The organism is Cytobacillus firmus DS1 (genome assembly GCF_000565285.1).
GTDB lineage: Bacteria > Bacillota > Bacilli > Bacillales > Cytobacillaceae > Cytobacillus > Cytobacillus firmus_A.
Map to the genome: position 1 here is coordinate 38,037 of NZ_APVL01000012.1, position 26,104 is coordinate 64,140.

A 26,104-nucleotide genomic window follows, 5' to 3' on the forward strand; every position below is an offset into this window, starting at 1 on the left:
TTCATTCTATTTTTTGATATACACCTTATATATAGCAAGTATCATGCCAACTCTTTAAAAATAGTCATAAAAAGTTACATCCCTTGCGATAGCTGACTCTTTCCCCCTTGGACCGTGACTGATAGTTGATAATTCATTATGTCATATGTCATAATTATTATTAAATTCATAATTTTTATTATATTTAGAATAAAGGGCGGTTTTTTGAAGATGTCCATTCTTTCTGCTGAGGCAATCAATAAAGAACTATTACATGTGCTGGAAATTCCCTATCAATTATTCGACCGGGAAAAACACTTGATCTTTGAGCAATTAAGTCACCAAATACCTAAACAGCACGCTAGCCTTACACAGGCTCTGCATGATGTTTACCTTTCTCATTCTTCATGGACAGGCACGATTCCTTTTGATGATGAAGGAGAAATGGAAGTCAAAGCCACAATCCTGCCAATTGGGCAAAAAGCGGAGTTTTCAGGGGTCATCATCATGTATCAGCTGGTCGACTTTATGAAATTCAAGGAATATCAGGAAATTGCAACCGATTTTAAGGTGTTATTCGATTCCTCCTATGATGTCATTTTTGTGTCAGACAGCCAGGGAAACACGCTAAGGGTCAGCTCAGCATGTGAACGGCTATGGGGAAAAAGCCAGGAGGAATTTATCGGAAAGAATGTGTACGAGCTTGAACAGGAAAATCTTTTTTCCCCATCAGTCACATCGATGGTTCTAAAGGAAAAGCGCAGAATTACAGCCATGCAAAAGACATCTACCGGAAAAAATCTGCTCGTTGTAGGTACACCGATAAAGGACAAGAATGGGAATATTATTCGGGTGATTAATGCCTCCCGGGACCTGACCGAGGTAACGAAGCTGGAGGATGAGATAAAAGAAATCCGCGAAATTGCCGAGCGGTACAAAAGGGAACTTGAGGAAATGAAGAGCAGCTTCTCATCGAATAAGAAGCTAATCTACTCAAGCACGATCATGGAAAACCTCGCAAAACAAGTTCGTAGCATAGCCCAATACAACAGCTCAGTCCTCATAACCGGGGAGTCAGGAGTCGGGAAAGAAATCATTGCATCCATGATCCATGAACACAGCAATCGTTCAAACAAGCCCTTTATTAAAATAAACTGCGGTGCCATCCCGGAGAGCTTACTGGAATCAGAGTTATTCGGCTATGAAAGGGGTACCTTTACAGGAGCTGTGAAGGAAGGAAAAAAAGGATTATTCCTGGCTGCCAACCATGGAACCATTTTATTGGATGAAGTGACGGAAATGCCGCTTGCTCTCCAGGTAAAACTGCTGCGTGTCCTGCAGGAATCCGAGCTGAGAAGAGTGGGAAGCGTCACACCGATTGACATAAATGTCCGCATTATCGCCTCCACGAATCGCGATATCCAAACACTAATTAAAGAAGGAAAATTCAGGGAGGATTTATACTACCGATTGAATGTCATTCCGATCGAAATCCTTCCATTAAGAGAACGAAAAGAAGACATCCCGATCCTTGCCGACCATTTCACACAACAGTTTAATAAGGAATATGATTCAACTAAAACCCTCTCAGCCTGTGCGAAACAAGAACTTTTGAAGCATCCATGGAAGGGAAATATACGAGAGTTAAAAAACTTTGTAGAGCGATTGCTGATTGTATCGCCAAACGTCCAACTCACAGCGGCTGATGTTGCTGGTCTTCTAAACGATAAATCTAATATTCATACCATTTATAACGCAGAAGTTCCCTTTCAGTTAAACACGGATGAAAAAATGGACCTATACAAGACACTGGAAAACGTGGAGCGCCAGCTTCTTGAAAAAGCTGCAGCCCAATACAACACCACCATACAGATTGCGGAGGCTTTGAATATTAATCAGTCCACTGTTAGCAAAAAGCTGAAAAAGTATAGGATTCATATCAATAAGTATAAGTAATCCCCATTGGCTTGGTGTGCCCTTCTTCGGTTAAAAATTAATATAACAGAATAAAAGAGCAGGTCAAAGCTCGGAACTTAGTCTTTCTATCGCTTACTTGAAGTCTCTGAAAACCTCTCAGATCTTAAAAGGACAAGGGGCCTGTCCCCTTGTCCCACTTATAAATTTAAGAAGACGCATGCTCCAAAATCAAATGCTCCAAAATCTTTGGCAGCTGCTCAAAGGCAAATGGCATATGGAGACGCTCTGTTTTTTGATGGGCATCCCTGCCGATCGGCCCAACATTGATTACCGGTGCTTTGAATTGGGACATTTCATCAAAAGGTATGGAATACAGCTCCTGTCCTCCTGGGAGGTTTGAATTATAGCATTCCATTTCAGATAAGTCTCCCTGTAATCCAGCATAGCTTAGATCTGAGATGCCGTTAAAATAATCCACTGCATGGAGCTCCTTGCCAAACTCCTCCCGGGTAAAGCGAACAAGAGTGCTGGACAGAGACTGTATATCCTTATGATCAGCCGTATTAATGGCCGGATAGTATGGCGGTGCATAGAACAAGACGATCATGGGTCCCAGTTCCTGGCAGAGCATGGAGATTTGGTCTGCAATTTGAATGGTTTGCTCACGAATGTCGCCTTGTGTGTCCCTGGCAATGGACTGCTCCAGAATGGCGATGTAATCTTCACTTGTCTTCTTTACAGCAAAGTCCCTTAATTGCTCATAGAAGAATACACGGATATCAGGAGCTTCATTCATTTCCAGGTTGAATGAACGGTATCTTTCTATAATAAAATTTTCCATTTTCTTCGCTGCGATTTCGGCTGCCCGCTTCATTTCCTCCATCACATCAGCAGGCGATTTCTTCATTAATAACAGATTATATAAGCTGACAGAACGGTGCGGAATTTGAGTAGAATACTCTTTTTTCAAGTCCTTTTGAAGCAGGAGAGTCGGCGGTGGACTAGTCTTTCCATTCACCGTTTCGCAAAACATTGGATTCCATTCCATTTCCTGTGTCAGTACGGATGACATCCACCCCGCATTGATGCCGGAGAACGGCTCGCCCACATGTGTTTCACGGCCAAAGCAAAGGGCTCCAGGCATAATTTTCCCTATGGATCCCGTATAAAAATAGTATTTCTCATCCTGCGGAATTTGGGAAAACATTGGTTCAGAATTAAGGAATAAGGAGTAAGTTAAATCATATTCTTCCGAAAGATCGAGAAGCTTTGGAATCACTTCCCGCATTCCCCTTGAATTCACCTCTTCATCAGGAACAGCCAGCAAAAGCAGATTGATTTTCCATTCTTCACTGGAAGCCTTCTCGATGAGCGACAGATGCTGAACAAGACCGCATTTCATATCCATCGTCCCTCTTCCAAACAGCCAGTCCCCTGATTCAAGATCGGCCCTTACATCAGCAGGAAGACGGTCAGCACGTGCCTTCATTGCCCTGGTCAGCTCTTCCGGATAAAAGGCAAGATGCTTTAAATCCCCATAATCATCAATATCCACGACATCAAAGTGACTAATCATCACAACGGTTTTACTGGCCTCATCATGCCTGTAAAGAGCAGTCAGAACAAACCTGCCATCCGCCATGGGATGATTCATAATCTGTGAAGGATGTTTTTCAAAATAAGGAATATCCCTTAACAGCTGCTCCACTCTCAGTGGAAAATGCCTTTCCCCTTCTGTTAAGGTAACACTTGGGATAGATACCAGATCGCATAAAGTATCCTTCAGCTGCTTTGGTGATTGAAATGAAAATGTATGTGTCATGCAAAAGACTCCTTTGTCTTATAATGATGAATAAAATATACTTCCATGTCCTTCACTTCACGTCCTACTGATTATTGGGCACTTACTTCCTTTTTAAAGATTACTTAAATTAAGGAAAATACAGCTCGCATCCTTTTATTGCTGGGAAACATTGTTATTAATTAAAACAGTATATACCATCATTATTAACTCATTATAATCTATTAGTAAACACAGGGACGGTCCTAAGCATAAAAATAGAATCTAAATTGCAAACCAAGTCAGAAAAGACACCTTGGGAATTCTTCCGTCTTTTACAAATTTATCTTTTTCAGTCTGTAAGTGCTTTTAAGAAAGCATTGCGAATAAAGAAAAAAAGAAAGTCAAAAGGAAGATAGAAGTCCCTATTCCTCTAGAGAAGAAGCCACCATCATATGGTAATGTCGCATTGGTGAAAGAAAAAGCATTAAAAAGTAAGGAGTAAACCAGGAAATTATTAATAAGAAAAAAAGGGAACAAGGTCACTAAAAGTCCTTTTCCCTTTTTTCTTATTGTTTACAAATTATGATGTAAAATTTTTGAATTTATTCAAATGAAAAACAGTCATGCAAGGCTAGTGGGCAGGCACTGTCCACCCGCTTATATTTTAAATACCTTCACCATATCATTAAGCTCATCAGCCAATTCAGACAATCTCCTGGAGCTTCCTGTTACTTCTTCCATAGAGCTGTTTGTTTGCTGGATGGATGCTGCAATCTGCTCAATTCCGGCAGCAGATTCTTCTGAAATGGCTGCAATGTCTTCGATTGATTGGCTGACCCTCGAGCTGTTTTCGGTAATTTGCGAGAGCTGCTGTGTAACAGCCTGCAAACGGCTAACCATATCGGTGACAGATCCATCAATATGCTGGAAGGTTCTTTCTGTCACTTTCATTTGTTCTGTTCCTTTTTGGACTTCCTCGTATCCTTTTTGAAGTGATGTGACAACCTCATTAGATTCATTTTTTATCCCGGTTACGATATTTGTAATATCTGAGACAGAATGAGATACCTGCTCAGCGAGTTTACGCACTTCTTCCGCTACTACCGAAAATCCTTTTCCGTGTTCTCCTGCCCGGGCCGCCTCAATAGCAGCATTTAAAGCTAGAAGGTTGGTTTGATCAGCAATTTCCTTAATAACGGAAATGAGCTTTGCGATTTCCTGTGACTGTATATCAAGCCCCTGGACTTTTTCAACAGCCCTTTTAACAATATGGTCAATTGCGTTCATTTGCTGAATGGATGTGGCCATTGCCTCGTTTCCTTCCACTGTGAAATGCAGGACCTCTTCTGACAGGTTCGAAACCTGCCCGCTGTTTTCATTGGCTGTCTTTATGTACTCAACAAATTCATTCATAGCCTCGGATAAATCTGAAGCTGAACTCGCCTGCGTCTCAGAACCGGATGATAATTCCTGCATTGTAGAGGCCACCTGGCTCGTTCCCTCTGTCACCTCATTTGAAGACTGATTCAGCTCTCCGCTATGGCTGCTTACTTCGTCGGATGCTTTTACGACATCTTGAATGACCTTTCTGAGATTTGCTGCCATGCCATTAACACCCGTGGTTAATTGGCCGATTTCATCCTTTGCTGAAATAGCAAGGTCTTCAGCTGAGAGGTCATTATTAGCAATTCTTTTGACATGTGCTGAAATCGCTTCAATCTGTTTGGACACCCGATTACTGAATATATAAGCGACAGAGCCAGCCACAATCAATAAAATGCCAATAATAATGAGTTGGTTTCTTACATTTTTCATCATTTCCTGTTTAAAATACTGCTCTGTTTCCGCTACTATGGAATCTATATCATCCAGATAGTTTCCTGTACTGACTACATAGTCCCATGGCTCAAACAGTTTGGAGTAAACACGCTTTTTCACCAGTCCCTCTGTTCCCGGCTTTTCCCACATATACTCGGAAAATCCATCATTTTCAGCTGCTGAAAGGATATTTTTTATTAAATAAGTGCCGTCAGGGTCCTGGATTTCCAGCCGGTTTGATCCTTCAGCATCTGGTGTGATAGGATGTGCTACAAGATTGCCCTCCGTATCATCAATCCAAAAATAACCCGCTTCTCCATATCTGAGTTCTTTGATCAGCTCTCCGCCAAGTGATTTCGCTTCAGCTTCTGATAATTCACCTGATTGGTATTTTTCATACGCATAATTCAAAAGCGAATAAGCAGACTCCACCTGGTTTCTGACATTGGCATCATAATCTTTGATCAAATTTTCTTTGAAGTTCTCTAACTGGATGCTGTTGCTATTGATGGCAGCTATGATATTATACGAGCTAACTGTACCTGCCAATATCACAAAAACCGCCAGGAATACCAGCAATAGCTTGTGTTTAAATTTCCTCACTTTCTGTCCCCCTTTTCTTCTGTTTGTTTTAGGTTTCTATTATTATATCGACTCATTAATGCTTTAAATTAATAAAATTTAGAAAATTAGAAGAAACCCAGGCTGGAGGCGCGGAAAAACGAAGACAGAAAACAGTCACCTTTAAAACAAGAGAAGCCGCAAAGCTTTAAAGATATTCAATCAAACGTTTGATTGAAAATAAGGATTGCTCTCAAATGGGTTCAGTTCAGCTTTCCGGTTAAGAAACTATACGAAAAAAGCCAGCACCTGCTATTGATACAGGAACTGGCTTTTTATAGCAGATCTGCCCATAAGGTAAGATCTGAGGCACCGGCATTGCATTAATAATGCTGACTATCCGCCTCAGCCCTATGCTAAGATTGCCCTTTTCAATTTCTCAAAATCGACCGGCTTGGTGATGTAATCCCTGCACCCCAGCTGAGCTGCCCTCTCTGTGCTTGCTGAAAGAGCATCTGCGCTCAGGATGATCACAGGAATATCTTTTGTCGCTTCATTTTCCCCAAGCCGATTCAGGACTTCAAGTCCATTCATATCCCGAAGGCCGAGATCCAGCAGGATGATGTCAGGCTTCATTTCCACCGCTCTCAGGAAGCCGCTTTCTCCATTTCTCTCGGCCATAAACTTAATGTCTCCGATCAGATTGAGCATTTCTCTGACTAATTCAATGTTTCCATGATGATCTTCGATATATAGCACGGTTTTTTCATATTCATCCATAGTGTTGGCAAACGGCTCATGAGCAGCGGTTTTCTCAGGCAGCTCATTTGCTTTAAAGCTCACCCAGAACGTGGTCCCGACACCTTCTTTGCTTCGTACTCCATACGTCCCGTTCATTTTTTCGACAAGATTGGCGACAATGGCAAGGCCGAGACCGCTTCCTTTCCATTTATCCATATCTTTATTGGCACGGTAAAAAGGTTCAAAAATCACCCTAAGCTGATCAAGGGCGATGCCGACGCCAGTGTCCGCAATATTTATCTTAACATCGGCACCTTCCACCTCAGTATATACATGCACATACCCGCCAGGACGGTTATATTTCAGGGCATTTGCAAGCAAATTATTCAGAACTTGCCTTAAGCGCAGTGAATCAGCTGTAACGGATAGCTTTTCATCAATCGGCCCGATTTCAATGCTAACGTGGGGATTCACCGCCAGCGAACCGATGCAGTCCTCAATAAACGGCTTTAACTGAATTCTTTCCTGCTTCATATTAATATTGCCTGTCTCTATCGCCGTAAAATCCAGCAATTCATCGATTAATTCCAAAAGGTGATGGGACGCATCCAAAATGCGCTGCAGCCGCCTGCTATCCTTTTCTTCCTGATTCTCCATGAGCATAATCTGAGTGAACCCTTGAATCGAATTTAGCGGAGTCCTGAGATCATGGCTGATTTGTGACAGAAAAACCGTTTTCAGATGATTGGATTTTTCAGCATTCAGCTTTGCTTCCTTCAGGTCCTTTTCCATTTCTTTTCGGCCGGTGATATCCCGGACCAGTGAGATCACAGCTTTTTTGCCCACGTTCTCGAAAACAAATGGAAAACTCATAATCTCAACATCTATTTTTTGACCTGATGTATGCTGAGTCTTTGTTTCAGTTAACGGCCTGCTTTCTCCCAGGCGATTTTCACTTACATCCTGATCCCAATCAAAAAGATCATACATATCCTTTCCTGTAATCTCATCAGGAGTACAGCCCAGCAGGATGCCGGCGGCTTTGTTGGCGTATACTATCTCCTCTGCAGCAGAAACAAATACAGCATCCGGCATTTCTTCTATCAAATTCTTATAATGAGCATGAATATGCTGAAATTCTTCTTTCAAGGATTTAATAGTTTCTGCTTGCTTTTCCTCGATAAAAAAAGAAGGAATTTGGATATCCTTCTGATACAGGCTGGAAGGAAACAGCTCCAGGTCGGTCATCACATAAGGATGGCTTTTCATAAGTTCAAGCTGAATATTTGCCGGCAAAGCCCCGCCATCATAGGCACAGACTGAAAAAGCCTTCACACTGCCCACAAAAGAATCCGCTTCCAATTCGAACCTCCGCAAATTCTCGAGCAGACAGCACTGATTTTCCTTCCACTTAACTTTTGCCCATGTTCTGAGCGGTATTCTATTGCTGATATAGGGATCGACTAACCCCGAGAACGTGCTGACAATGTTGTTTAAATTCAAGTCCGCATTCGTTCCGTAAAAGAGGTCGCTTTCAGCAAATACGATTCCATCCAGCATTTCCTCTGAAAAACCCTTTTCACGCAACCGCTCCACCACAGCAGCAAGCGTCCCCTTTTCCTCTATGAAAATAACACCATGGCCAAGCTCCAGCCCTGCTGATAAAAATGAGACAATGTTATGAATATATTTCTCCTGATCCGAAAAGGTGTATAAAATATGTGAACCATTGGCGATTTCCACATTATTGGATAAAGCAACTCTCGGATGAAAAGTATGATTGGACAGGGTCAGCATATGAACATACCCCCTCGGCTTTTTATTGTAATTATAGCATAGCTGTTTGCTATGGTTTAGACGCCTTTGTTTTCCAATTCTCGGATGATATTGCTGTAAAAACGCGGGCCTAATAGCCAATTTTAGCCAAATGAAAATTTGTAAACTATCCCCAGTAAAAGTCTAGTATATTTATCTAGGGTAATAGCCCTATATAAAAGATACATACTTCAGGGGGAGACAGCATTGAAAAAGTTATTAATCTTATCAGTCATTTTATTCCTATCTGCCTGTTCAGCTGACGAACAAAGGATCGAAGAGATGATCGATCGTATGGCAGATTCAGAGGAACTCAGTAAAATCCTAGCTTTTGGATTCGTAACTGAAATTGAAAATGATGGGGCAAATGTACTTTATGATCTCCATTTAACAGTGGAAGACACCTACGATGATATGACTTATAAAGAGCAAAAGGAAGTCTTCGAAAAAATCATCTCATTCCTCGAAACGGAATCCGATAATGCAGCCGGGGATTTAGATTGCGGAGAAGATTATACTTGCAACATCCGCACCCTTGAACTTTCTGACTACACGAGCGAGAATGAATATTCAATCGAATATGGCTCTTCTGTCTATGCTATTTCAAAAAACGGGGAGCCTTATAAGGATGAAGCCGAAATTGCCGCAGAAGAGGCTGCTGAACAGGATACTGATGCTGTGACCGAATCAAATACTGAAGAAGCTGCCGATGATTCCGGCACCACAGAGACGGAAAGCACAGATACTGAAACATTTGCGGAAACTGCCTCCTACCCGGACACTGATTTTTCAACAGCAGACGGCGAAGACTGGGTACAGCTATCAGATGATGAGAAATATTTGATGGTTTCACAGGCAATTGATACCTTCAATTCCTCAGGCAAATTCGTAATTACGGAAGGACCCGAATGGTTTTTGGACGCACTGAACGCCTTTTATGGAGATGGAACTACTGCAGAGGATCAAGGCGTCTCAGCTGAAAAAGTATCCGATGTGATGCTCCTATCCGGTCTGGCCGGCGGTGTGTTTGTGGAGTAAAAATTAGAGAGTATCTCTGAACAGGTATTTAATAAACGAACAGGGGAACGGAAGAGCTGTCCCCTTGTTTTATTTGAAGTGTATCATTTCCAACACCTTTAGATACTCCGGATGGTAAGTAGTAATCCAGATAGCAGCTCCTAAAGAAAACACTATTCCAAAGTTTAATACATACATCAAGATAATGATGAATTCGTATTGTCTCTTGTTCTGCATACTGCCTGGCCTCCTATCTGGCTGCTTTTTGCAGCATCAATAGTTCTTTATACCTATCCCGAAAATATAAACTAATGGTTGAATTTGGCATAGGGCAGGAACTTCCTGTACCTGACCATCAAATTTCGATGCTTTTAAACATTTTCTTTAGTTTATATTGCTCTATGTCTGCAACTCCCCTCCGGCTATGTAATTCTTCCAGCTCATCCTGTTCTTTATTGAATTCTCTGATACTAAATATTTCATCTGCTCTGTTTGTTAAACTTTCATTGACGGCATATCTTATGGTTTCCATTGTATTTTCATCAGCATTCTTAAAAAATTCTTCATTATATCTCACCCATTTCTTTAAGATGGGCTTTTTAATAAAATCCTTATGACTGGTTTTATCCATTTCGACTGGATATGCCTTCGTAGCATCTACTGCTTTGCATAAGGATTCAAGAATCAGCTGCAGCTCAGACGCTCTGATGATTTCCGGCGCCTGAAGGTGTACAAGCTTGTTATATCTAATGACTCGCATAAGTAACTGCTCAGCATTTAACTTTAACAGGAAATCCTCATTAGACATGATTTGTCACTCCTAATAGATAATATAATGGGGCTTATCTTTGAAAAAGCTTCTCAAAATAAAGAATAAACTTAATTTTTCAGAAGTAATACTTTATCTAGTTCCTTATAACTATGCCTTTATACCTATATATTACAATTATACCAAATAAGCTCTATTAATCTTCCAGTTCTCTTAACTTTCAGACCCTGTAAGGAACATTTAAATACAGGAAAATCACCATATTAGACCGGTATAATGACTTTTCGGTGCTTTTTGGAGTCAATTAAAAGAGAAAGCACCTGGATATGCACAACACAGAAAAGCACTCCAGATGCCTGCATCTACAGTGCTTCACCTTATGTTTGAAATTGTTAGCGGGGTGTTTTGCAAACCAGGGAATATGTGAGCCATTACCAACGAAGAAAAAAGGGGAAAATATAGACTAGGGTGGGTGTGGGTTTAAATTTCAAAAGGAGCTTAATTGCTCACGTAAGCTGTCTTTTGATATTGCCAATATCTCTTTCATTTCTTGCTGTCTTCTCCCATATAAAATCCTGGTCTCTTTCAAGGATTTTGAAGTGCTCTAATACCTCTTGATGACGCTGATCACTTTTAGTTTCCAGCTCCTGCAGCTTTTTTTTCATTTCTTGCTGTTCCGTCTTCATCTCTTGCTGTTCTCTTTTCATCTCATGTTGTTCTTTTTTTACTTCCTGCATATCAGATTGAAGACTTCCAGCCATTTTTATTAATTGGGCAAGCATACTCTCCATTTTAGCTTCATTCATTGTTCACACCTCCTTTTCTATAGTATACAACAAATTCCTTAAGATAAATGTGACAATCTCGGGGGCACAAAGGGACGGTTCTCCTGTTTCACCTTACCCGGCAGTTATACTTTAAGCACACTAAAACTACTTCCCTGATATTTCAATCAAACGTTTGATTGAAATATCAGGCAGAACAAACAGAAAGCCTCGCCTCCTGCACACTTGGCAGAGCGCTTAATAATTCAGTAAGTATAAAATTTAATATGATCCTTACGAAATTCTGATTCAGTCATGTCAAAATAGATTTTATTTCCATTACCGCTTGACCATGTAGTATCCATAATAACCCATCTATTGTTAACATATGCCTCGTTCCAGGCATGTCTTGAATCATCAAATGCAGAGTCGTGAATATTTATTCCAGGACTATCCTCAAACTGTTCGTAACCGGGACTATAGATTGAACCTCCCAGACCTGCAACTACTTTAGTTTTGATACCTAAGGAACGGAGTAAGGAGGCTGTTAAATTTGAATAACCTTCACAGACTGCTATCCTTGTGTTTAACACTGTTAGAGCAGATTGATAAGGACCTGCAGTTTTATTCCGAAATCTTTCATAATCGTAACTAATATTTTGACTAACCCAATCATGAATTGCCTTTGCCTTTTGATAATCATCGGTAATACCTTTTGTAATATCTTTAGCAAGGTTCACAATTTCTTTATTCTCACTAGGTATATCCTTTCCATTAGGCAGAAGATACACTTTTTCGGTTGTCTGAGTGGTTGTACTAAACACTTGTTTTGGGACTCTGGTTTCTGTATCAACATTGTAAATATCAATCTTGTAATGACCTTCCCCCAAAGACAAATCTATTTTCTTGCTGTATTTTCTTTCAAGACCGAAAAAATTTGAGACCCAAGCCTTACTTTCGCTATTACATTTTGGCTTATTAAACGGCAGCCATGGATCGGGTCTACATTCACCTAAATAACTGGGAGTCCACAAGTACTTAACGGTCTTATTACCTTTGCTGGCGACTATTTCCATCCTTTTGAATGAGCCGTTATAACCTGTAATATTAATTGTACTGCTGTTACTATTCTTCTGTACTTCAAACAGCGGCTTAACAATGACTGGAGCTTTTTTCCGGCACTTACCATCATTGGAAGTAATGGTAATATTTGTTTTCCCCTCAGAAATACCTTTTAACAATCCATCTTTAGTAATTTGGGCAATTTTAGGATTTTCACTTTCAAACTGAACATCTGTATTATAGGGAGTATCAATTTCAATAACAGCAGGCTGTTCCCCCTGTTTGGGCTTATCCAAATAATAAGCTTTAAGTTGTTCTTCATCATCTACACTAATTACTGCCGTTTTATCGGTATAACGAGGGGTCAGGATGATAGACTTATTACGGCAATCATCACCTTCCGTATTTACTTCGTTACTAACCTTCCCTTTGCTAATGCATTTAACTGCATTTAACTTTGTTTTACTGGGAGTCTCGTATTTTACTTTTGTATCGCGATCAACGAAAAAGCCCCCGCCAACACTTAAAAGCCCTGGTTTGAAGGCATAAATGCGGTAAAACTCTCCAGCCTTTAAAGCGCGTTCAATTACTCGTTTTTCTCCATTAAGCTTAAATAAAGGGGTATCTTTATTAACGATTAATCTCCCAATTTGCCCAGACTTAAGCTCAATTCCATCCCACCATATTTTTTTAACACCTTATACTGTTCGCAAAAAACAGCATCATTCTCTGCAGCTTTTGCAGGTTGAGACAGGCTAACAATAAATGAAAATAGTATGGCGAAAATTATTAATGTCTTCTTCACAATTATAACCCCCTGGGTAGAATCACTATGTTATGAAATAAAGGAAGGATTCTATTGTCTCCCTTCTCAACAGTTACTTTAAGGACGACATCTGAAAAATATAAAAAGAACTGTGAATTGTTTATTTATGCCTGGTGCATGATGAATAATCATGTACATCTCCTCATTAAAGAGGGCAATGAAGATATTTCTGCCTCCATGAAACGGTCAGGAGTCAGCTATGTCGGGTACTACAACTGGAAGTACAGAACAACGGATGCTGATTATGTGTTGAAGTTGTTTTCTGATGATATCAAGGCCGCTCGAAGCAGGTTTAAAGACTCATAAAAAGAACCTAGCTTAAACCAGCTAGATTCTTTCGCTCAAATCCCAAGTAATTCCAGATAAAAAGGAATAATAATCAGCATAATAATAACGTATTTTATATTCCAGCGTATTGAAAGCTCAAACAAATCGACTTTTAATAAATTCGCCAATAGGTTGTTTACAGCCGTGGCAGGTGCCACTGTATTGGTTATCCCCCAGCTGGCGAGCAGCAGTATAGCAAAGTATTCGGGGCTTAACCCGATAAGTTCAGGTGTAAGACTGGTCACATAGATAGTGACAACCACGATTGGATGAATTCCAATTAAAGCTGTCATAAAAACAATTGATGCCAGGAAGAAGGAAGTTCCCAAATGGAATGAACCAAAAACAGTTTGAATGAAGGAGACCAGCCTATTGCTCAAGTCAGCATGTATAAAAGCACCGCTAAAAAAGCCGGCTATTAAAAATAGGACAATCTCTTTTTTCATCCGGGGGATACCAATATACACATGATTTTTAAATTCATGCATATAATGAGTTCCTTCTTTGGAAAAAACACACCAAAAGAGAGGGAATAGCAATGAAACAAAGCAGATCATCAAAACGATCGAATACCCGGTGAGAAACTCCAAAAGCAGAACTGCCGCTGTTATTACAATCAAATACGTAAATAACTCCGTTACTTTTTTTCTGGCATAGGTGTATTGCGCTTCGTCCCACTCGTTTACCGTTTTTGCTTCAACTGGCTTGCTTGCATTTATTTGCTTCCTGTCAAGCAGCAAGCTAACCAACATCCCTATAATCGCAAGCCCGATCGAGTACATAACAATCGAGGTCCATTTGATTGGCAGCTGGCTCAGTACCAGTGCCATTGCCGAGAAATATGGCGACCAAAAAATAGTAGTGACAAATCCCCTGTTAATAGCATTTGCTACAAGACGTGGGCTTTTTATATTAGAAGCAGCTGTTAATTGATTCACGATGGATACAGATCCGATGTTTAAGACGACACCAAGAATGTGGGTTAAAAAACTTGTGCCAAAATAAAAGAAATACGGCTCATTCATTTTTTTGTACAGCACGATTTTTAAAGCCTCCACATATCCGCCTGTTTTTACAGGAATTCCAAGTAGAGGGACTACGAGAAAAATGGCGACCAGCGTAATATTAATTCGAATCGATTTAAGCCATTCTTCAGCTGGGACATGATGATAGATCATGAGAAAAACAGCACTAATTAAAAGAAAAACGCTGATAAATAAGGTTGAGCCCCTAACTCCAGGCAAGACCCAGATCATCACTGCAAGTGAAATCATGCTTACGAAAAGATTAACAGCATCACCGGGAAAAACCTGCAGAAGAATAAAGCCAATGGCAAGAAAGCCAATTAAAATTCCTTGTACCTTTTCCCCGCTCTTAATGGAACTTTGAGGTTCCTGTTGGGCCGACACCGTCGCTAGTCCTTTCACAGTAAACTCCTTTCTAAACACACTGTCCCATATACAAAAAACATCCCTATATCAAATCTATTGATTTATTAATCAAACCCCCACTTCTTCTCCTTCAAAAACGTACTCATATGTTGTCTGCGGGGCCCCTTATACATTTCAGATACATAATCCGTCCAGGTCTGGCTCCGTTTTCCTGTTGTTCGTGCCTCATAATAACGCTTCATTTTTTCGTTATATTCACTGATTAATTCCGGAAGCTTTTCATTATCATATTTTTCTTCATGGAGGATTGCACTTAAGGGCAGCCTGGGCTTCTGCTCATTAATTTTTTCCTCATCAGGATAGCCCAAACACATGCCAAATACGGGATAAACATAATCAGGCATGGATAATAAGCGGCTTACCTCTTCCGGCTTATTTCTGATTCCTCCAATAAATACGCCGCCAAGCCCTAATGATTCAGAAGCCAAGAGAACATTTTGCCCAAACAGTGCAGTATCGACAGTTGCGACTAAAAGAGGTTCAACCGCATGAAAGTGAATAGGTTTATCTTCCATGTCATGACTGATCTTGATCCGGTTCAAATCAGCACAAAAAATTAAAAAGACAGGACTGTCCAGGATATGCTGCTGATTTCCGCATAGCTCCGAAAGCCTCCTTTTCTTATCTGCTTCTCTCACGGCAATGACCGTATAGGCTTGTAAATGATTCGAGGTGGACGCCCATTGACTGGCTTCGAAAATACGGCTCAATAATTCCTGACTTATATCCTTTTCCATAAACTTCCGAACGGAACGATGGTTTTCCATTACATCTATTAAAGTGTTCACTTCATGTCTCCTCCTGCCTGTGGATTACTTCCCATAACATTTAAAGGAGAAAAAGCTAAAGCAGCTCTTTCTCCTTACCGTCAACATTTACTAATTACTCAATAATCCCCGCTGCCTTTAATATTTCTTCATTAAGGTCATAATCTTTCTTCATGATTTCAGCAAACTCATCCGGACTAGCATAACTAGGTTCCACACCAAGCTTTGCAAATGTATCAATTACTTTTTGATCCTCTAAAGCCTTTTTAAACGAGTCATGCAGAACCTTGATGACATCTTCTGGCGTGTCTGGCGGTGCAATTAGCCCTGTCCATACATCAGAAGCCACATCAACATCCTTTTCAGTTAATAATGGAACATCTTCCAAGCCACTTGATTTAAATGATCCGGTATTTACAAGAGCACGAATTTCTCCTGACTCAATTTGAGGCATGGCTTCTACTGTCTGAATAACCGCACCTTGAACATGACCACCCAATAAAGCAGCCAACGCAGGCGCACCACCTTCATAAGGAACATGCTTCAGTTTAACTCCTGTTTGTGCAGAAAAAGCTTCCATTGTAATATGCTGTGTCAATCCAGCACCTGTTGTGGAATAAGTGAATTTACCAGGGTTCGCTTTAACATATTCCAGCCATTCTTCATATGTTTGCCATGGGGCATCTTTTTTGACAACGAGAACGTTTGGAGTCGCTACAACTTGAATAATCGGTTCTACCGTTTCAGGTGAATAAGCTGTATTGTCTGTATGCGGCTTAATCGTCATTGGCCCTACTGTTGTCATCCCGATCTTATAGCCGTCAGGCTTTGCATTGAAAACTTCAGTTGTCCCGATTACACCTGCTCCGCCTTCTTTATTGACTACGTTTACATTGTAGTCATTCGGCAGGTATTCTGAAATGACAGATGTTAAGGCACGAGAAGCGGTATCCGTTGTTCCTCCCGGTGCGTAAGGAACAATGATTTCAATATCACGCTCCGGAAAGCTTGCTGCTTTTTCATCAGTGGAAGCACTGCTGTTTGAACACCCCGCTGCCAGCATGGCTGCAAATCCTACAGCTGCTAACTTTTTCATAACTAGTTTCATCAATTTTTCCCCCTTATTTTATATAGATTGGTATTTAACCAGTGACCCCTAAGCCGGTATATCCTCTTCTATGCTTTCTTTGCCTTTCAGCTTTCTCCATAAATCCTTGAAAAGAGGATACAGGAAGCTCACGATAGCAATCGTTAAAAAGACAGCAGAGATTGGTCTTGTAAAGAATACGGAAAGATCGCCGCTTGACTCGATAATCGTTCTCCGCAGATTGGACTCAATGATTGGCCCAAGGATAATTCCAAGGATCAGAGGAGGTAATGGATAATTGAATTTTTCCAGCAAGTATCCGATCACTCCGAACGCAAGTGCCACCCATACATCAAATAAATTGTTAGAAAGAGAATAGCTTCCGATAAAACATAGAGTGACAACAATAGGAAGCAATACATTCTTAGGAACATCAACAATTTTCCCAACAAACCTGACTGCAAAAAGGCCAATTAAAAGCATGAAAATGTTAGCAATAATTAAAGTGATAAACAGGCTGTACACTAGAGGCCCATTGTTTTGAAATAAGAGCGGACCTGGAGTAACACCTTGAATTAGAAGTCCTCCTAAAATAACGGCTGTTACCACATCACCAGGAATCCCCAAAGTCAAAAGCGGGATTAATGCCCCTCCAGTAACTGCGTTATTAGAGGTTTCTGTAGCAATAACACCCTCTGGAATCCCTTTCCCGTATTCCTTGCGTCTTTCCGGTTTAGCAAATCGCTTGGATTCGTTGTAGCTTAAAAATGTTGCAATGGATGTACCGGTACCAGGAATAATGCCGATAAAAGTCCCAATTACAGAGGCGCGCAGAAACTCCTTCCAGTAAGAGAATGTTTCCTTTAGTGAAATCCGCTCCCGCTTGTACTTAATTTTCTTTTTATTGTGACCTGTTGCCTTTTCTTCAATCTCTTTTATAACCTGTGATACAGCAAAAAGACCGATTAGTGCAGGGATAAAGGAAACTCCGCTTGTTAAATTTATACTTCCGAAGGTGAATCGTGCTACACCGCCGATGGGGTCCATTCCGATGGTTGCAATAAAAAGGCCGACACCTGCCACGATTAAGCCCTTCACCACGTTTTTACCTGATATGGTTCCAACAATACTTAGACCGAAGACGGCAAGGGCAAAAAATTCTGCAGGCCCGAATTTCAATCCGAAAGCTGCAAGCTGCGGAGCAATCAAGATTAAGATTATGCAGCTAATAATACCGCCGACAAAAGATCCAATTGTTGCATAATTGAGCGCTTTTCCCGCTTGTCCTTTTGCAGCCATCGGATACCCATCCAAAAGGGTAGCTGCTGCCGAAGGAGTACCTGGCGTCCGGATCAAGATGGCTGTGATGGATCCGCCATACATACCTCCAATATAAATTCCCAGCAGCATACTAATGGCAGGTACTTGCGGTAAGCTAAAGGTATAGGGAATCAATAAGGCGATCCCCATTGTAGCAGTTAGACCCGGAATGGCACTGAAGACTACTCCCAGGAAAACACCGGCAAATACGAGGACCAAAGTTTGCATCTCAAAGACTTGTGCGAGTACTTGTTCCATTTAACCAACCTCCCTTCTTTTAAATATGAACATTCAGCAATACTTCAAAGAGCAAATAAATGGTACCAACAGATATGACTGAGACAGAGAGCAATAACTTATAGCTTTTAACACCCAGCAAAAGCATTAAAGAGAAAATTAAAAGAAATGTTCCAATCTTATAGTCGATATACGAAAGGCTCAAAACATATCCAGTCATGATAGCAATCATGATGAAAAATCTGCTAAACTGAAATTCAGATGCTTCATCTGATGCCTTCACTTTTGTTAAAAACAGCATCACAAGCTGCAGCACGTTAAACACGATAATCATGTATATAATTAGCTTTGGATAAAAGCCGGGTCCCAGCTCTTGTGTTGCATTTGGCTCAGGCAGTTTCCCCACCATATAGAGCATAAAAAAGCTTAAGAGCAGCATGATGACATTCACAAAGCCTTCTTTTTTCACTACAGTCACCTCCAAGTTCCATCCAATTGGATCAATTCCTGAATCAGGCCGTACAAAATGGATGTCCTCTCAGCCAGCGATTCAATCCATAAAAATTCATCGGGAGAATGGGCACCTCCGCCATATCCTCCTAAACCGTCCAGAACGGGTGCCCCGGTCTCTGCTGCATAATTTCCATCGCTTCCGCCTCCAACCATCGCTTCTTCAACCGAGACATCCAAATCCCGGCCAATCCTTTCAGCCATTTTGAACAGCCGGCCTGTCAATTCCGTTTTAATCAGAGGAGGCCGATAAATAGATCCCGTAACGTTTAACCTGGTTCGTGGATTTCTGACTCTTAGCTGATCAAAGGCCTGCTGAATTCTTTGGATTTCATCCCTTTCTTCAATCCGAACATCAATCTCGGCACGGGCATAATCCGCAACGACATTAAATAAGCTTCCGCCCTTTATTTCTCCTGTGTTTATGGTAGTGCCTTTTGACCAGTCAGCTAAACTTATGATTTTTGTAATCTGAAAAGCTAACTCCTCAATTGCATTCGCACCGTCTTGCGGGTTAAGGCCGGCGTGAGCAGATATTCCGTTCACCTCAATTGTAAATTTGCCGCCGCCTTTTCTTGCCGTCTTCAGGGCTCTATTGTCTGCTGCAGGTTCGAGAACCAGTACCGCTTCACTCCTGGCTGCCTCCCGCTTTACTGCAAGCTTTCCAGTTGGACTTCCCACTTCTTCATCCGATGTTAAGAGCCAGACGATTTGATAGTCTTTTAGATTCATTTGCTGCAATAATAATTCAAAAAGGTGATACACCATAACATAACTGGCTTTTATGTCGATGACTCCCGGACCTCTTGCCTTTTTCCCTTCTACTTGAAAGGGCATGCGTTCGATTGTCCCCCTCGGATAAACGGTGTCCAAATGGCTTAACAGCAATAGTTGCTTTTCACCCTCCCCAAGCTGAAAACGCAGATGATTTCCATAGTGCTCTTCCTTTAAGCTTTCAGCCTTTACAGGAAACTCGGAGAAAACTCGGATAAGGTGAGTGCTCAGGTTATCCACCCCCTGTTTATCAAAGGAGAAGGACTCCAGTTCGACAAATTCCTTCAAGAGGTGTAAAGATGCTTCTTCTTTTTCTTTTAATGCTTGAAAAATATCAAGCATACCTGTTCCTCCTCCCATGCCATTTATGTAACAGGATAAACAGGCACCCTGGACTCGAGAACATCAATGACATTTTGTGCGGTCAGCATCCCCACTTCTCTAAGCGCCTCTTCCGTATAGCCCGCCATATGAGGGGTTGCAACAAAATTCTCCATTTTGAGGAGCGGTGATTCAGATAACGGCTCTTTCTCAAAAACATCCATTGCTGCCCCTTTAATTAAGCCGGATTCCAATGCAGCATATAAAGCTTGCTCATCAATGATCCCACCGCGGGCCGTATTCACAATGTAGGCACTTTTTTTCATGAGAGCTAATTCCATGCTGCCAATCATGGCCTGCGATTCCTGATTTAAGTCCGTGTGAATGGTAATAAAGTCTGAGCCTTCCAGCAGTTCCTCAAAGGATACATACTTTCCAAGCCCTTGTTCCTGAATTCCCTCATCCGGAAAAAGATCGTAACAAAGGACATTCATATTAAAACCCTGAGCCCGGCGGATCACTTCTTTTCCTATCTTCCCTGTTCCAATAACGCCAAGAGTCTTCTGGTAGATTTCGTTTCCAACAATCCGGGGCCATCCACTTTCCTTCACTTCCTGAAAAGCTGCCGGAATTTGACGTGCAATCGATAGGAATAAACCAAATACCAGATCTGCAACAGCATGCCGGTTCGCACCAGGAGCGTTCGTCACGATGATCCCCTTTTTTGCTGCTTCTCCCAAGTCAATATTGTCAACACCGGCACCATGCTTTGCGATCACCTTTAATTTTTCTGCATGTTTTAGCACAGCTGGAGTAATTTTTTCTACTCCAACTATTAAGGCATCCACGTCCCTCAATGCTTCTGCAAAACTCTCTTCATTGGATGTAACCTCTTTGGGCAGAATTTCAAGATGATAGTTTTTAGATTCCAGCAATGTGACAGGATCCTTTGAAAACAAACCGAAAGTCGGTGATGAAGAAACCACTTTAAACACTATTGACACCTCCCTAATTGATTCTGCTTTTAGCTAAAAGTATATTAATAGGATTAAGACAATTTCTATATTCACTTTTGTAATAGTAATAATTAGCAACAAGCAATCAGTCAGTCATCCCATAAACCTTCCGCCATTTACATCCAGAACCGCACCTGTCATATAGCGGGACTCATCTGATGCCAGGAAAACAGCAGCATTCGCAATATCTTCTTTTTCTCCAAGTGTCTTAAGAGGGATCTCCGAAAAAGTTTGCTGCCTTTGCTCCTCTGAGTTTTCCTCATAAAACAAATGGCGCATCCGCTCACCGCTTATAATTAATCCAGGGGCAATCACGTTCACATTAATGTCAAACTCCCCAACCTCTTTTGCCAGCCTTCTCGAAAAATTAATAACTCCACCCTTAGCTGCTGCGTATGCTACACCGGTAATCAAGCTGGCAGTCCTTCCGCCAATGGAAGACATATTGATGATTTTTCCGCCTCCGTTACTTTTGGTGTGTTTAACAAAAGCCTGTGAGGTCAGAAATGTTCCTTTTAAATTGACATTGAGCACCTTGTCCCAATGTTCCTCCTCAATCTCTTCAAGAATACGGGGAGTATGAAGGCTTCCCCCTGCATTATTTACAAGTATGTCAATTTGTCCATGGCGCTCGATGATCTGGTCAAACATCCTGGTTACATCCGCTTTGCTGGAAACATCCCCAACAACATAATCTGCTTCATAATCAGCCTCTAAAGCTGCAGCCGACTCCTTCACCAGCTCCTCATTGACATCATTCAGGATGACTTTCGCCCCTTCTTTCGCCATATGTACCGCAATTTCCAAACCAAGGCCGCCGGCAGAGCCGGTGATAAGAGCTACTTTGTTTTGAAGCCTTCCCATTTTAACCATCCCTTCTTAGCCGATAGAGAAAAACAATAGGCAAAGAGATATGCCTCCGTTTTGCATCTAAACAATCTTTCTCTAAATCTACTCTTGATTATTTCATCACCAGATTCTAGAAGAATGTCAGAACTGGTTTCCTGGTATTCATTTATACCTGGACGAAAACCGTCCCCTCTTCCTCAATGACATCAAAGGTCTTAACACGCACGTTTTCCGGATCAAAAATGGAGCACCCTGTTTTAATATCAAACTCCCAATTGTGCCATGGGCACTTAATTACTTCACCAACTTTTTCAAGATTGTACTCGCCAGGCTCGTTTGCCGTACACGTTCCATCGAGTGATCCTTCTGAAAGAGCCGGCCCCTTATGAGGGCAAACATTTCGCAGCGCATATAATTCCCCTTCCTGGGAGCGAACAACCACAATCGATTTTCGCTCGACTGTAAAGGCTTTCATTTGACCGATTTGTAAATCTTCTGCTTTACAAACGCTGTATTTCAAAGAGGGACCCTCCTTTCTTCTTAAAAATTAAAGATTATATAGTTCCCTTGCATTTTCGTATAAAATTTTGTTTTTTAAATCATCAGATATTTTAGGCGGCAAAGTGCGTTTCGGTGCATCGAAATCCCAATGCGGATAGTCAGTTGAGAACATCAGCATCTTATCTGACCCCATCATATCGATGATGTCCAGGAAATGCTTTGCTGAGATATCATGCCATGGCTGCGTGCTAAACCGCATATTATCACGGAAGTAGTCACTCGGCATGCGCTTTACCCATGGTGTTTCCTGCCGGAGACCCTTGTAGGCTGCATCCATTCGATTCATCATAAATGGCACCCATTCAAAGCCGCCTTCAATTAATGCGACCTTCAAATTTGGATATTTATCAAACACACCATTTGTAATCAGGCTGATTACTTGTGTCATGTAGGCCTGCGGGTGTGCAGCACGCCATGCAACATAATACCTTAGAAACTCTCCTCCCTGGAAAGTAATATCAGCTGACAAATGCATGCCGATGGCAAGTCCATGACGTTCCGCGGCTTCAAAGATCGGGTGGAAGCGAGGGTCTCCCCAGGCAAAGTTTCCAATGGACATCATGACCTGCACCATCTGCGGATGAGGTCCAACGCGATCAATTTCGCGGACTGCTGCCACAGGGTCTGCAGGAATCGTAATGGATCCCAGCAACCGCTCATCTTTGTTAAGCCATTGTTCAATCGTATAGTCGTTGTAGGCTGCTGCCCTGGCTGCCGCAAACTCAAACCACCCAGTAGCAACGGTTGCTTCGTGGAACCATCCTCCCAGAACGCCATAAGTGATTTCATGCTCATCAAGCAATTGTTTCTTTAATAATTCAAAATCAGAGCCCGGCGGTCTTTTACTTTCTCCGAAAGAGTCTCCTCTATACTTTGTCCCGCTTCGAACTTGATGAAAAGGTGTGGTTTTAATCGGTTTCCAATTGTATTCCGTAATATAACGCTTCCAATGATCCGATAAGTAAGGAACTAAATCGTCTACAGAAGCGATATCATGATGAATGTCCGTATCGATTACTTTAAATTGAGTCTTTTTCGCTGCACTTTCCTGTGACAGAACTGTTTCACTCATACCTCTTCCTCCTTGTAAAATTTTTATTAAATTAAACCGTTAACTCGTCAACACCAAGTGTTCTGGCTAATTCATTCAAGCTGCTGAACGTTTTCTCTTCCATCGGAACACCTGATTCTTTATTCCGCTTCTCTTTTAAAAACTCTATTTCACCAGGAAGGTAAATGCGGTCGGTACCTTCCGCTTTCTTGGAATCTCTGATATAGGAAACAAGCTGTTTGACACTGCTGTAGTAGATTTCTAGAGGAATAAGCTGTTTAATATCGATTGTCAGCATAAAATGAGAGATGGATTGTTTTTGCTTCACATCATACATGGAAGGAATCATTTTAGAAAAATGACCTCCGGATAAAACACCAGTCAGGATTTCAGCCATAAGTGCCAGCCCAAAGCCTTTTGGACCTCCTACCGGTGAGAGGAATCCTCCATTAATGACATCATCTGGATTGGTGGTAGGCACACCTTTAGCATCTACACCCCAGCCTTCAGGAATTGGCTGATTCTTCTCCTTCGCAAAGAGAATCTTTCCAAATGCCGTGTTGCTCAGAGCCATGTCCAATACAATGGGATCTCCTTCACCTGCTGGCGCTGCAATGGATATCGGATTGTTCCCGATCACCTTTTCAGCTCCCCCAATTGCAGGCATTAAAGGGGCCACATTGCTGATAACTATACCAATTTTGTCTTGCTTGGCAGCCATCAGCGAATAGTAAGCTGTAATCCCGAAATGGTTGCTGTTTTTTACGGCAACTAAACCAATGCCCGATTCTTCCGCTTTCTCAATGGATATTTCCATTGCTTTATGGGCCACTACCTGGCCGGCTCCATAATTCCCATCCAACAGGGCCAATACTGGATTCTCTTGCTCTGCGTTTAAATTAACCTTGTTTGTAATCAACCCTTTTTGAATCCGCTCCACATAAATCGGAAGCCTTAAAAAGCCGTGACTATGTATTTCTCGCAAATCCGCTTCCAGCAAAACTTCCGTTATAATTTCTGCTTCATCCTGAGGCACATCGACCTGCATCAGCAATCGGTTGGAAAATTGCCGGATTTTATCAATATTGATATTCATTTCAATCCCCCTTTAAAAGATTCCTTATGCTGACTGTGTCTCTTCTGCCGGTCTATTTGTCCCCTTTGTGCCATCCACAACTTTATTTCTTAATTGGCCAATTCCTTCTATTTCAAGAACAACATCATCCCCTGGCTTTAACGGTCCCACTCCTGATGGAGTACCCGTAATAATGATGTCTCCAGGATTTAAGGTCATTACTTCGGTCACCTTCACAATCAGGGATTCGATATCATGAATTAAATCATCTGTATTGGAATGCTGCCTAACTTCTCCATTCACTGTCAGTTTGATTTCAACATTATTAGGGTTCAGATCTGTTTCAATAACAGGTCCTAGCGGCTTAAAAGTGGCAAATGACTTGGCTCTGGTAAATTGCCCATCCTTTTTCTGAAGGTTGCGATCCGAAACGTCATTGCAGGCCGTATAGCCAAACACATAATCCAAAGCCTCTTCTATTTGAACATTCTTCGCCTGCTTGCCGATCACGATGGCCAGCTCAGCTTCATAATCGATGCGATGCTCAAGGTTTGGCAAAATAATTTCATCTCCATCTGCAACAACCGATGTTGGGGATACCATAAACATCATCGGTTCATCCGGAATCGGCTTGCCGCTCTCTTCAGCATGAAGAGCATAGTTTAAACCGATCGCCACAACCTGCCGAGGATCTACTGGAGCCAAAAGCGTTACTTCCTCCAGATGAAAAGTATCACCCGTTGATTTAGCTGTACCTGACAAAAAATCCCCATCCAATTGTGTGATCGTTTCTCCCTCTAAAACTCCAAATAAATTCCGATTGTTTTTAGAAAAGCGTACATATTTCAATGTTTCTTCCTCCTTGTTTTTTAATTTAAGAGCTTTGATTTGGAATAAGGCTGTTCACCTTGTCGTAAAATTTCCGCTGGTTCAGTCTGAGAATTTCTCGTCCTGCACGTGTTTTGTGCTTAATCATATAGCTTTCTGCCAGCATGCTGTCTTTTTTCAATAAAGCCTGGTAGATCTCTTCATGTTCTTCGATGGAAGCTTGAATATGCTCGTCATTGCCCTTAAAAAGCGAAGGATACCGTTTTGTATTTGCCCAAAGCTCATCAATGGTCCGAATGAGCAGCTGATTATTGCAGGCTGAATAGATTTTTTTATGAAACTTTACATTCAATGTTTCAAAATGGGCGTAATCCTTTTCATTGAAAGCTTCAATGGACTCATCTAAAATCTCCCTCAGTTCAGCCAAGAGGCTTTCAGTCATTCCTTCTACAGCAAATCTCGTTGAAAGCCCTTCCAATTCTACCCGCAATTCAAAAATCTCCTGAATATCCTTAGAAGATAATGTACTTACAACAGCTCCCACATGGGGCTTAAATTCAATCAGCTTTTCAGAATCTAATTGACTGATCGCTTCCCTCACCGGGATTTCACTGCTTTGGAATCTTACAGCGAGACGGCTGATAACCAGCTTTTCACCAAATTCATATTGACCGCTCAGGATCTCTTCTTTAAGAGTTTGGTAAATCATTTCTTTTTTTGTTCGGTACATACTCAATCCGCCGTTCTCCTTTTATCTAATGAAGTATAAAATCATATATCATATATGATATATAATATATGATACAGTCGAGAGTGAATTCAGTCAACATAGAATTTTTAGAATATTCATTTCACCTCAATTGCATACAAGCTTCAAA

Annotated in this window: 24 protein-coding genes; 3 read left to right on the plus strand and 21 right to left on the minus strand. The window is 41.4% G+C overall.

Annotated elements, in window-relative coordinates; all coding sequences use genetic code 11:
* Positions 1–210: 210 nt before the first annotated feature.
* Positions 211–1,935: a sigma-54 interaction domain-containing protein gene (locus tag PBF_RS16085; RefSeq protein ID WP_051488905.1), complete on the plus strand. Its 1,725-nt coding sequence runs from the start codon at positions 211–213 to the stop codon at positions 1,933–1,935.
* Between the two features lie 166 nt (positions 1,936–2,101).
* Here the strand turns inward: PBF_RS16085 and PBF_RS16090 are convergent, their stop codons facing one another.
* The 3 genes from PBF_RS16090 to PBF_RS16100 all read right to left on the minus strand — a co-directional run bounded on the left by PBF_RS16090 (position 2,102) and on the right by PBF_RS16100 (position 8,596).
* Positions 2,102–3,718 (minus strand): M20/M25/M40 family metallo-hydrolase, encoded by a 1,617-nt coding sequence (locus PBF_RS16090; RefSeq protein ID WP_035330969.1) that lies wholly within the window; start codon positions 3,716–3,718, stop codon positions 2,102–2,104.
* A 618-nt stretch (positions 3,719–4,336) separates the two neighbouring features.
* Complete coding sequence (locus PBF_RS16095) at positions 4,337–6,100, minus strand: methyl-accepting chemotaxis protein (protein ID WP_051488906.1); 1,764 nt, start codon at positions 6,098–6,100, stop codon at positions 4,337–4,339.
* Between the two features lie 369 nt (positions 6,101–6,469).
* Positions 6,470–8,596 carry an ATP-binding protein gene (locus PBF_RS16100; protein ID WP_035330970.1) on the minus strand — a complete coding sequence of 709 codons (2,127 nt, stop codon included), beginning with the start codon at positions 8,594–8,596 and terminating at the stop codon, positions 6,470–6,472.
* A gap of 225 nt (positions 8,597–8,821) precedes the next feature.
* On the opposite strand from PBF_RS16100, the gene PBF_RS16105 reads away from it, so the two are divergent.
* Positions 8,822–9,652, plus strand: a complete 831-nt coding sequence (locus PBF_RS16105; protein ID WP_035330971.1) for a hypothetical protein — start codon at positions 8,822–8,824, stop codon at positions 9,650–9,652.
* A gap of 69 nt (positions 9,653–9,721) precedes the next feature.
* On the opposite strand, the gene PBF_RS26175 is transcribed toward PBF_RS16105, so the two are convergent.
* The 5 genes from PBF_RS26175 to PBF_RS26825 all read right to left on the minus strand — a co-directional run bounded on the left by PBF_RS26175 (position 9,722) and on the right by PBF_RS26825 (position 13,031).
* Positions 9,722–9,868 carry a hypothetical protein gene (locus PBF_RS26175; RefSeq protein WP_160169264.1) on the minus strand — a complete coding sequence of 49 codons (147 nt, stop codon included), beginning with the start codon at positions 9,866–9,868 and terminating at the stop codon, positions 9,722–9,724.
* A 118-nt stretch (positions 9,869–9,986) separates the two neighbouring features.
* The gene (locus PBF_RS16110) at positions 9,987–10,439 is read right to left on the minus strand and encodes a hypothetical protein (RefSeq protein WP_035330973.1); all 453 of its coding nucleotides are present in this window, start codon (positions 10,437–10,439) and stop codon (positions 9,987–9,989) included.
* Positions 10,440–10,906: 467 nt separating this feature from the next.
* A complete protein-coding gene (locus PBF_RS16115; protein ID WP_035330974.1) occupies positions 10,907–11,206 on the minus strand; it encodes a hypothetical protein in 300 nt (99 codons plus the stop codon).
* 224 nt (positions 11,207–11,430) lie between these two features.
* Positions 11,431–12,522: a transglutaminase domain-containing protein gene (locus tag PBF_RS24965; RefSeq protein ID WP_051488907.1), complete on the minus strand. Its 1,092-nt coding sequence runs from the start codon at positions 12,520–12,522 to the stop codon at positions 11,431–11,433.
* A gap of 341 nt (positions 12,523–12,863) precedes the next feature.
* Positions 12,864–13,031 carry a hypothetical protein gene (locus tag PBF_RS26825; protein WP_235192276.1) on the minus strand — a complete coding sequence of 56 codons (168 nt, stop codon included), beginning with the start codon at positions 13,029–13,031 and terminating at the stop codon, positions 12,864–12,866.
* A 54-nt stretch (positions 13,032–13,085) separates the two neighbouring features.
* Between PBF_RS26825 and PBF_RS16125 the strand changes: the two genes are divergently transcribed.
* Positions 13,086–13,358 carry a transposase gene (locus tag PBF_RS16125; protein WP_035330976.1) on the plus strand — a complete coding sequence of 91 codons (273 nt, stop codon included), beginning with the start codon at positions 13,086–13,088 and terminating at the stop codon, positions 13,356–13,358.
* A gap of 35 nt (positions 13,359–13,393) precedes the next feature.
* On the opposite strand, the gene PBF_RS16130 is transcribed toward PBF_RS16125, so the two are convergent.
* The 13 genes from PBF_RS16130 to PBF_RS16190 form a co-directional block, all read right to left on the minus strand.
* Complete coding sequence (locus PBF_RS16130; RefSeq protein ID WP_035330978.1) at positions 13,394–14,806, minus strand: hypothetical protein; 1,413 nt, start codon at positions 14,804–14,806, stop codon at positions 13,394–13,396.
* Positions 14,807–14,874: 68 nt separating this feature from the next.
* Entirely contained in the window at positions 14,875–15,618 is a 744-nt protein-coding gene (gene nfsA, locus PBF_RS16135) for an oxygen-insensitive NADPH nitroreductase (protein WP_035330979.1), read from the minus strand.
* A gap of 94 nt (positions 15,619–15,712) precedes the next feature.
* Complete coding sequence (locus PBF_RS16140; protein WP_035330980.1) at positions 15,713–16,705, minus strand: Bug family tripartite tricarboxylate transporter substrate binding protein; 993 nt, start codon at positions 16,703–16,705, stop codon at positions 15,713–15,715.
* 48 nt (positions 16,706–16,753) lie between these two features.
* Positions 16,754–18,262 (minus strand): tripartite tricarboxylate transporter permease, encoded by a 1,509-nt coding sequence (locus PBF_RS16145; protein ID WP_035330982.1) that lies wholly within the window; start codon positions 18,260–18,262, stop codon positions 16,754–16,756.
* Positions 18,263–18,281: 19 nt separating this feature from the next.
* Positions 18,282–18,710 (minus strand): tripartite tricarboxylate transporter TctB family protein, encoded by a 429-nt coding sequence (locus PBF_RS16150; RefSeq protein ID WP_035330983.1) that lies wholly within the window; start codon positions 18,708–18,710, stop codon positions 18,282–18,284.
* A gap of 5 nt (positions 18,711–18,715) precedes the next feature.
* Complete coding sequence (locus tag PBF_RS16155; protein WP_051488908.1) at positions 18,716–19,867, minus strand: M20 family metallopeptidase; 1,152 nt, start codon at positions 19,865–19,867, stop codon at positions 18,716–18,718.
* A gap of 23 nt (positions 19,868–19,890) precedes the next feature.
* Entirely contained in the window at positions 19,891–20,841 is a 951-nt protein-coding gene (locus PBF_RS16160) for a phosphoglycerate dehydrogenase (protein ID WP_051488909.1), read from the minus strand.
* Positions 20,842–20,955: 114 nt separating this feature from the next.
* A complete protein-coding gene (locus PBF_RS16165) occupies positions 20,956–21,726 on the minus strand; it encodes an SDR family NAD(P)-dependent oxidoreductase (RefSeq protein WP_035330987.1) in 771 nt (256 codons plus the stop codon).
* A gap of 151 nt (positions 21,727–21,877) precedes the next feature.
* Positions 21,878–22,231, minus strand: coding sequence for a Rieske (2Fe-2S) protein (locus PBF_RS16170; protein WP_035330988.1), 354 nt, complete (start codon positions 22,229–22,231; stop codon positions 21,878–21,880).
* A 27-nt stretch (positions 22,232–22,258) separates the two neighbouring features.
* A complete protein-coding gene (locus PBF_RS16175) occupies positions 22,259–23,344 on the minus strand; it encodes an amidohydrolase family protein (protein WP_051488910.1) in 1,086 nt (361 codons plus the stop codon).
* 31 nt (positions 23,345–23,375) lie between these two features.
* Positions 23,376–24,419: an Ldh family oxidoreductase gene (locus tag PBF_RS16180; protein ID WP_035330990.1), complete on the minus strand. Its 1,044-nt coding sequence runs from the start codon at positions 24,417–24,419 to the stop codon at positions 23,376–23,378.
* Between the two features lie 24 nt (positions 24,420–24,443).
* Entirely contained in the window at positions 24,444–25,247 is an 804-nt protein-coding gene (locus tag PBF_RS16185) for a fumarylacetoacetate hydrolase family protein (RefSeq protein WP_051488911.1), read from the minus strand.
* Positions 25,248–25,272: 25 nt separating this feature from the next.
* Positions 25,273–25,956: a GntR family transcriptional regulator gene (locus tag PBF_RS16190; RefSeq protein ID WP_235192280.1), complete on the minus strand. Its 684-nt coding sequence runs from the start codon at positions 25,954–25,956 to the stop codon at positions 25,273–25,275.
* Positions 25,957–26,104: the final 148 nt, after the last annotated feature.